The sequence below is a fragment of the Streptomyces sp. NPDC043854 genome (assembly GCF_056436005.1).
Genome location: NZ_JBWKDK010000054.1, coordinates 26,890 through 33,005, shown reverse-complemented (window position 1 = coordinate 33,005; position 6,116 = coordinate 26,890). Strand labels below are relative to the sequence as shown.

General features: G+C 74.0%; 6 protein-coding genes. 2 read left to right on the top strand and 4 right to left on the bottom strand.

Translation table 11 applies throughout. The annotated features are described in order from the left end of the window. Together AC068A_RS31575 and AC068A_RS31570 are read right to left on the bottom strand one after the other, a co-directional pair. A partial coding sequence (locus AC068A_RS31575) for an arylamine N-acetyltransferase family protein (RefSeq protein WP_478589697.1) occupies window positions 1-958 on the bottom strand: 958 nt, incomplete at its 3' end. Window positions 959-1,013: 55 nt separating this feature from the next. After that, window positions 1,014-2,156 carry an NADH-quinone oxidoreductase subunit D gene (locus tag AC068A_RS31570; RefSeq protein WP_478589696.1) on the bottom strand — a complete coding sequence of 381 codons (1,143 nt, stop codon included), beginning with the start codon at window positions 2,154-2,156 and terminating at the stop codon, window positions 1,014-1,016. A gap of 80 nt (window positions 2,157-2,236) precedes the next feature. Between AC068A_RS31570 and AC068A_RS31565 the strand changes: the two genes are divergently transcribed. Further along, a complete protein-coding gene (locus AC068A_RS31565; protein ID WP_478589695.1) occupies window positions 2,237-2,740 on the top strand; it encodes a PH domain-containing protein in 504 nt (167 codons plus the stop codon). Between the two features lie 11 nt (window positions 2,741-2,751). Beyond that, window positions 2,752-4,113, top strand: coding sequence for a PH domain-containing protein (locus AC068A_RS31560; RefSeq protein WP_478589694.1), 1,362 nt, complete (start codon window positions 2,752-2,754; stop codon window positions 4,111-4,113). A 43-nt stretch (window positions 4,114-4,156) separates the two neighbouring features. Here the strand turns inward: AC068A_RS31560 and AC068A_RS31555 are convergent, their stop codons facing one another. Together AC068A_RS31555 and AC068A_RS31550 are read right to left on the bottom strand one after the other, a co-directional pair. Beyond that, the gene (locus tag AC068A_RS31555; protein ID WP_478589693.1) at window positions 4,157-4,861 is read right to left on the bottom strand and encodes a response regulator; all 705 of its coding nucleotides are present in this window, start codon (window positions 4,859-4,861) and stop codon (window positions 4,157-4,159) included. A gap of 48 nt (window positions 4,862-4,909) precedes the next feature. Next, the gene (locus AC068A_RS31550; protein ID WP_478589692.1) at window positions 4,910-6,112 is read right to left on the bottom strand and encodes a sensor histidine kinase; all 1,203 of its coding nucleotides are present in this window, start codon (window positions 6,110-6,112) and stop codon (window positions 4,910-4,912) included. Window positions 6,113-6,116 lie beyond the last annotated feature (4 nt).

The following is a 6,116-nucleotide window of genomic DNA, read 5'->3' as shown; positions in this document are numbered from 1 at the left end:
CCGCCTCCGCGCCCGCCTCCGCGCCCGCCTCCGCGCCCGCCTCCGCGCCCGCCTCCGCGCCCGCCTCCGCGCCCGCCTCCGCGCCCGCCTCCGCGCCCGCCTCCGCGCGGGAGGCCAGCCACGCCGCGTGCGCCCGGCCCACCCGCTCCCACAGGGCCTGGCGGTCCTCCGGCGTCAGGTCGTCGAGCGCCCGCTCGAACAGCCCGCCCACCACCGACCAGAACTCCCCGGGCGTGTCCAGGATCCGCTCGACGGTCCCCTTCACCGGGTCGATCCGGCTGAGCACCCGCCCCCGCAGCGTGTCGATCCCGTGCGCGTCGCGCCGCAGCATCGCGAGGGTCCGTACGAAGCCGGAGTCCTCGGAGGTCGACAGCCGCCGGTGCTCGGCCTCGAAGTCGGCCGTCCCGGCCGGCGCCGCGAGGAAGTTGACCGCCGGGCACGGTCCGGCGTCGTTGAGGTACCGCCAGCCGGGCTCGTCCCCCTCCAGCCGGGCCAGCGCGTACGTGAACGCCCCCTGCCGGTACGTCCCGACCCGCAGCGGCAGCGGCTCGTACGGCCCGTCGCCCAGCCCGGCGTCGACGAAGTACTCCTCGCCGTCCACCCGCACGGTCAGCGCCAGGTGGTCCCCGCTGACGTCGTGCCGGTCCCGGCCCGCCCGGTCGAGGACACCCGCCCGGTGCCGGGTCACGTCGTACCCGAGGGACTCCAGCAGCAGGGCGAAGGCGCCGTTGAGGTGGAAGCAGTACCCGCCGCGCCCGTCGGCGAAGCGGCGCACCGACAGCGCGGGGTCGATGCCCGGCGGCCTGCCGAGCTGGATGTCGATGTTCTCGTACGGGATGCGCTCCAGGTGGGCGCGCTGGAGCGCGAAGAGCGCACCGGCGGTGGGCCGGGGCGGCTCCGTGAAGCCGAGCCGCCGCAGGTATCCGTCGTAACCGTCGCATATGCCAAGGGTGGTCATTCCCGCACCCTAGGCGCTGACGGCCCCTGTTTTCCCGCGACTTGTCCGTCCGCGACTACTTGTCGATGTCGCCGACGACGAAGAACAGCGAGCCCAGGATCGCCACCATGTCCGCGACGAGCGTGCCGGGCAGCAGCACCGACAGGGCCTGGATGTTGTTGTAGGAGGCCGAGCGCAGCTTCAGCCGGTACGGGGTCTTCTCGCCCTTGGAGACCAGGTAGTAGCCGTTGATGCCGAGGGGGTTCTCGGTCCAGGCGTACGTCGCCCCCTCGGGCGCCTTCAGGACCTTCGGCAGGCGCTGGTTGATCGGGCCGGGCGGCAGCTCGGCCATCCGGTCCAGACAGGCGTCGGCCAGGTCGAGGGAGTTGTGCGTCTGGTCCAGCAGGCATTCGAAGCGGGCCAGGCAGTCGCCCTCGGGCCGGGTGACCACCTTCAGGACGTCCTGGAGCTCGCCGTAGGCCAGGTACGGCTCGTCGCGGCGCAGGTCGAAGTCGACGCCGGAGGCGCGGGCGATCGGGCCGGAGACCCCGTACGCGTGCACCGCCTCGGCGGGCAGTACGCCGACGCCGCGCGTGCGGCCGCGGAAAATCTCGTTGCCGTGGACCAGCTTGTCGTACACGTCCATCCGGCTGCGGACGTCGGCGATCGCCGCGCGGGCCCGGCCGAGCCAGCCCGCCGGCAGGTCCTCCTTGAGGCCGCCGACGCGGTTGAACATGTAGTGCATGCGACCGCCGGAAATCTCCTCCATGACGGCCTGGAGCTCCTCGCGCTCGCGGAACGCGTGGAAGATCGGGGTGATCCCGCCCAGTTCGAGGGGGTAGGACCCGAGGAACATCAGGTGGTTCAGCACCCGGTTCAGCTCGGCGAGCAGGGTCCGCATCCACACGGCCCGCTCGGGGACCTCCATGCCGAGCATCCGCTCGACCGCCATGACCACGCCGAGCTCGTTGGAGAACGCCGACAGCCAGTCGTGGCGGTTGGCGAGCATGACGATCTGCCGGTAGTCACGGGCCTCGAAGAGCTTCTCGGCGCCGCGGTGCATGTAGCCGACCACCGGCTCGGCGCTCGCGATGCGCTCGCCGTCCAGGACGAGGCGCAGGCGCAGCACGCCGTGCGTGGAAGGGTGCTGCGGTCCGATGTTGAGCACCATGTCGGTGCTCTCCGCCGCGCCGCCGATGCCGACCGTGGTCTCCGTCATGGCCGCATTCTCTCAGCCCGGCGCGGGATCTCGTCCTCTGGTCCCACGGGGCGGACTCCCGGGCGCCCTAGGGTGGGGGCATGGACACGGGGACGGGGACGGGGACGGGGATGGACGGGGCGGGACCCGGCTGGGTGGGCCTTCAGGGCGGGCTGCTCACGGTGCGAAGGCTGCTGCTCGTGGTGTGGATGCTGCTGCTGGCGGGTGCGACCGCCCTGGCGCTGTGGCTGCTGGCCGGCCCGGTGTGGGCGGCGGCCGGGGCGTTCTGGCTCGCGGTCCTGGCCTGGGGGTGGGGGCTGCTCGAACGCAACTGGCGGTCCTGGCGCTACGCCGAGCGCGCCGACGACCTGCTGATCAGCCGGGGCGTGCTCTGGCAGGGGCAGACCGTGGTCCCGTACGGGCGGATGCAGCTGGTCGAGGTGACCTCGGGGCCGCTGGAACGCCGCTTCGGGCTGGCCTCCGTCCAGCTGCACACGGCGGCCGCGGCGACCGACGCGAAGATCCCCGGCCTGCTGCCGGCCGAGGCCGAGCGGCTGCGGGACCGGCTCACCGCGCTCGGCGAGGCAAGGTCGGCGGGCCTGTGAGCGGCGGGCCCGTGAGCGACAACCCCACGGCCGCCGGAGCCGCCGCCGCCCCGGTGTCCACCGCCGCGCCCGCCGGAGCCGTTGCCGTCGAGCGGCGGCTGCACGTGCTGACACCATTGCGCCGCGCCTGGGTGCCGATCGCCGCGATCGCCGGTGCGGCCGCCCAGGCGGGCGAGGAGCTGGCCGACCGGTTCGGCCGCCTCTCGCCGGCCGGGGAGCTGGGGGCCCTCGCCGCCCTCGCCCTCCTCTGCGCCGTGTACGGCTTCCTGAGCTGGTGGTTCACGTACTACTCGGTCACCGACACCGAGCTGCGCATCCGCAGCGGCCTGGTCTTCCGGCGCACCGCGCACATCCGGCTCGACCGGATCCAGGCCATTGACGTCACCCGCCCGCTGCTGGCGCGGATCGCGGGTGTCGCCAAGCTCCGGCTCGACGTCATCGGCACCGAGGCCAAGGACGAGCTGGCCTTCCTCGGCGAGCGCGAGGCCGCGGAGCTGCGCGCCGAGCTGCTCGCGCTGGCGGCCGGCTTCGCCCCCGAGGAGGCGGCCGCGGTGGGCGAGGCCCCGCAGCAGGAGCTGCTGCGGGTGCAGCCCCGCGACCTCGCGATGTCGCTCGCCCTCACCCTGGGCACCTGGGCGGCGATACCCGCGGCGGTGGTGGCGCCGCTGGCCGTCTGGTGGTTCAGCGAGAGCGTCTGGGCGGCCTTCGGCACCCTGGTGCCGGTCCTCGGCGGCATCTGGGCGGGCACGGCCGGCCGCTTCCTGGAGGAGTACGACTGGCGGGTCGCCGAGTCCCCGGACGGGCTGCGCATCGACCACGGGCTGCTGGACCGGGCCCACGAGACCGTGCCGCCGGGGCGGGTGCAGTCCCTGCGGATCGTCGAGCCGCTGCTGTGGCGGCGGCGCGGCTGGGTCCGGGTGGAGCTGTCGGTGGCCGGCTCGAAGAACGGCGTCCTCATCCCGGTGGCCTCCCGGGCCGCCGCCCGGGCCGTGGTCGCCCGGGTCCTGCCGGGCGTGGACCCGGACGCCCTGGTCTTCCGGCCGTCCCCGCGGGGCCGGGCGCGCTGGGTGGTCCCGGTGTGGTGGAAGGGGTACGGGCTGGCCGTCTCCGGGGAGGTGTTCGCGGCCCGGCGCGGGCGGCTGTGCCGCCGCACCGAGCTCGTTCCGCACGCGAAGGTGCAGAGCGTCCGGCTCACCCAGGGCCCGTGGGAGCGGGCCCGCGGTGTGGCCGACGTCTGCGTGGACACCGGCGCGAACACCACGGTGACGGCCCGACTGCGGGCCGCGGACGAGGCCGCGGCCGTGCTGGACGCGCAGGCGGACCGCTCGCGCACCTCCCGCGCGGACGCCCGCCCGGACCGCTGGATGACCTGAGCCGCCCGGGGCCTCGGCGCGGCCGAAGCGGCCGAGGCGCGGCCTAAGCGGCGCCGCCGCCCGCCCGGACCAGGCCGGACTCGTACGCGAGGACGACGACCTGCACCCGGTCGCGCAGGTTCAGCTTGGTCAGGATGCGGCCCACGTGCGTCTTGACCGTGGCCTCCGACAGCACCAGCCGGCCCGCGATCTCACCGTTCGACAGCCCCTGCGCCACCAGCAGCATGACCTCCCGCTCGCGCTCGGTCAGCCGCTCGATCTCCTTGTTCTGCGGCTCCTTGGTGCCGGTCGGCAGCATGGGCGCGAACCGGTCCAGCAGGCGCCGGGTCGTCGAGGGGGCCACCACCGCGTCACCGCTGTGCACCGAGCGGATCGCGGCCAGCAGCTCCGCCGGCGGAACGTCCTTGAGCATGAAGCCGCTCGCGCCCGCCTTCAGCCCGGAGAAGGCGTACTCGTCCAGGTCGAAGGTGGTCAGGATGATCACCTTGGGGTGCTCGGGGCGCTCGCAGATCCGCCGCGTGGCCTCGACCCCGTCCAGCCGGGGCATCCGGACGTCCATCAGCACCACGTCCGCCTTCGTGGACCGCAGCACCTCCAGGGCCTCCAGGCCGTCCCCGGCCTCGGCGACCACCTCCATGTCCGGCTGGGCGGCGAGCACCATGCGGAAGCCCGTGCGCAGCAGCACCTGGTCGTCGACGAGCATGACTCTTACGGAATTCGCCGGCGTCGGCGCATCAGGGGCAGTCATACGGCGAGCATACGCAGCGGCCCGGTCCGCCGGACCCGTGGCGGCACGTCAGCCCTTCTTCAGCGGCAGCAGCGCGCTGATACGGAATCCGCCGCCGGGGCGCGGGCCCGCTTCCAGGGTGCCGCCGACCATGCCGACCCGCTCGCGCATGCCGATCATCCCGTGCCCGGCGCCGTCGGCGCCGCCGTCCTCGTACAGCTCGTGGGCCGCGCCCCGGCCGTCGTCCTCGACGAGCAGGCCGAGCCCGTCGTCGAAGTAGACCAGCCGGACGCTCGCCTTGGCGTCCGGGCCGCCGTGCTTGCGCGTGTTCGTCAGCGCCTCCTGCACGATCCGGTACGCCGTCAGCTCGACGCCGCTGGGCAGCTTGCGCGGGGCGCCCTCGACCTCGAAGTCCACCGCGAGACCGGCCGTCCGCACCTGCTCGACGAGGACCTCGATCTGCTCGACGTCCGGCTGCGGCACGTAGTCCTCGGACTCCTGCGGCTCCCCGGTGCGCAGCACGCCCAGCAGGCGGCGCATCTCGGCCAGCGCCTGCCGGCCCGTGCCGGAGATGGTCTGGAGGGCCTCCTTGGCCTGGTCCGGCGCCACGTCCATGACGTACGCCGCCCCGTCCGCCTGCACCACCATCACCGACACGTTGTGGGCGACGACGTCGTGCAGCTCGCGGGCGATCCGGGCGCGCTCGGCGGCGACGGCCACCTTGGCCTGGGCCTCGCGCTCCTTCTCCAGCCGCTGGTTCCGCTCGACGAGCTGGGCGTAGTAGGCGCGGCGGGTGCGCAGGGAGTCGCCGAGCACCCAGGCCAGGGCGAACGGGACCATGGCGAACAAGGCGAACAGGATGTTTTCGGTGCTGTCGCCCTTGTCGACGGGGAAGCGCAGCCCGTACAGCGGGGAGGCGGCCAGTCCGATGCCGAGCGCGGTGCGCGAGAACGTGCGCGGGAGCTCGGCCGAGGCGGCGACGGTGTAGAGGATGACCAGCATGCCGAAGTCCGCGGTGTGGGCCTCGACGCCGGCCAGCAGCTGGTAGGCGCCGGTGCCGGCGGCCAGCCAGAACATCTGCCGCGTCCATCTGCGGCGCAGGGCGACGACGGCGCCCATCGCGATCACCGAGGGGACGGCGAGCAGCTTGGCGGCGGTGTCGTCGGAGCCGCTGCCGGCGACCTCCAGCATGGCGATCCCGGACAGGAGGACAGCCCAGAAGGTGTCGACGCCCGTCGGGTGTCTGCGGAGGAAGTCGTAGAGGCGCTGCACGTAA